This is a genomic window from Xylophilus sp. ASV27, from assembly GCF_016428875.1.
In the GTDB taxonomy this organism is placed as follows: Bacteria; Pseudomonadota; Gammaproteobacteria; order Burkholderiales; family Burkholderiaceae_C; genus Xylophilus.
On sequence record NZ_JAELTO010000240.1, the window covers coordinates 1 to 1,172 of the forward strand.

Annotated in this window: 1 protein-coding gene; it reads right to left on the minus strand. The window is 71.5% G+C overall.

Going from position 1 to position 1,172, the window contains the following annotated elements; genetic code table 11:
* Positions 1-84: 84 nt before the first annotated feature.
* A partial coding sequence (locus JHD63_RS22620; RefSeq protein ID WP_198973049.1) for an IPTL-CTERM sorting domain-containing protein occupies positions 85-1,172 on the minus strand: 1,088 nt, incomplete at its 5' end.

Genomic DNA, 1,172 nt, shown 5'->3' on the forward strand with positions numbered 1-1,172 from the left:
TCTACCAGGGGCTTCTGCTATCTTTTTGTGAAAGCAGAAATCGCCGCCCGCTCAGCCCGGCGGGCGTGCCTGCAAGCCGGGCGCCTACCGCCGCCGCAGCCCGCGCGCGCCCAGCACGGCCAGTGCCAGGCTCATGGCTGCCAGCATCCAGGGCTGCAGCAGGGGGATGGCCGTTGGGTTTGGCCCGGCCGCAGCCATGATGGCAATGCCGCCAGGGTCGACGATGCGGCCGTCTGCCGCCAGGTCGCTGTCGCCAGGGCCGCCGTCGGTGATGCTCAGCGTCACGGTGTTGCCCGTGATCTGCACCTGGCTGGCGTCCAGCGCATACCAGTGGTCCTGCGGCTGCTGCGCCGTGGGGCCGTACTTCCAGTACTGCGCGTTGGCCGGCAGGGCATTGCCGGGGTAGCTCAGGCGCAGCGACAGCGTGCGGCCGGCCTGGTCGCAGGTGGCCTGGAAGCTCAGCAGGCCATAGGGCATGGCCGTGGCGCCCGGCGGCAGCGTGGCTGGTGCCGCCGGGTAGCTCACCGTGTCGAAGGCGCAATTGTTGCCCTGGATATCGGTGGTGAGCGTGCCCTGTCCGCCGGGGCTGGGCGCGCTGTAGCCCGACTGTGCAAACTGCGCCACCACCGTGCAGTCCTGCGCCAGCGCGGCCGTGGTGTAGGTGCTGCCCACCAGCGTCCCGCCGCAGGTACCGCCAACACTGGCTATGCGCCAGCCGCTGGCGGGCTGCAGGGTGAACTGCTGCACGCTGCCCAGGTCCAGCACTTGTGGCGTGGCCGGGCTGATCTGCCCACCGGCACCGCTCACGCTGGGCGTGACGGTGGGGGCGGCCAGATAGACCTGGCGCACCGAGCGGTGAAGTGAGGTCGATCCATTGAAGTAGCCGCCGCTGGCCAGGCCCTCGGCGCGCAGCCACAGGTTGCGGTTGCGCGGCAGCGCGGCGGCATCCAGGCCATCCAGGGCCCAGCCGCCGGGCACGTAGGTGGCGGCGCCCAGGTTGGTCCAGCTGGCCTGGTCTTGCGACACCGCAAAGCGCACCTGCGCCAGCTCGGGCCCGCTGCCGCTGCGCCACCAGCGCAGGCGGGCGCGGTCTGGCAACAGCTCCAGCGCCTGCAAGGCAGCCTCGGGCACGCTCAACCGGCCGATGCGGTTGCGCGTCTGGCCGCCCAGCT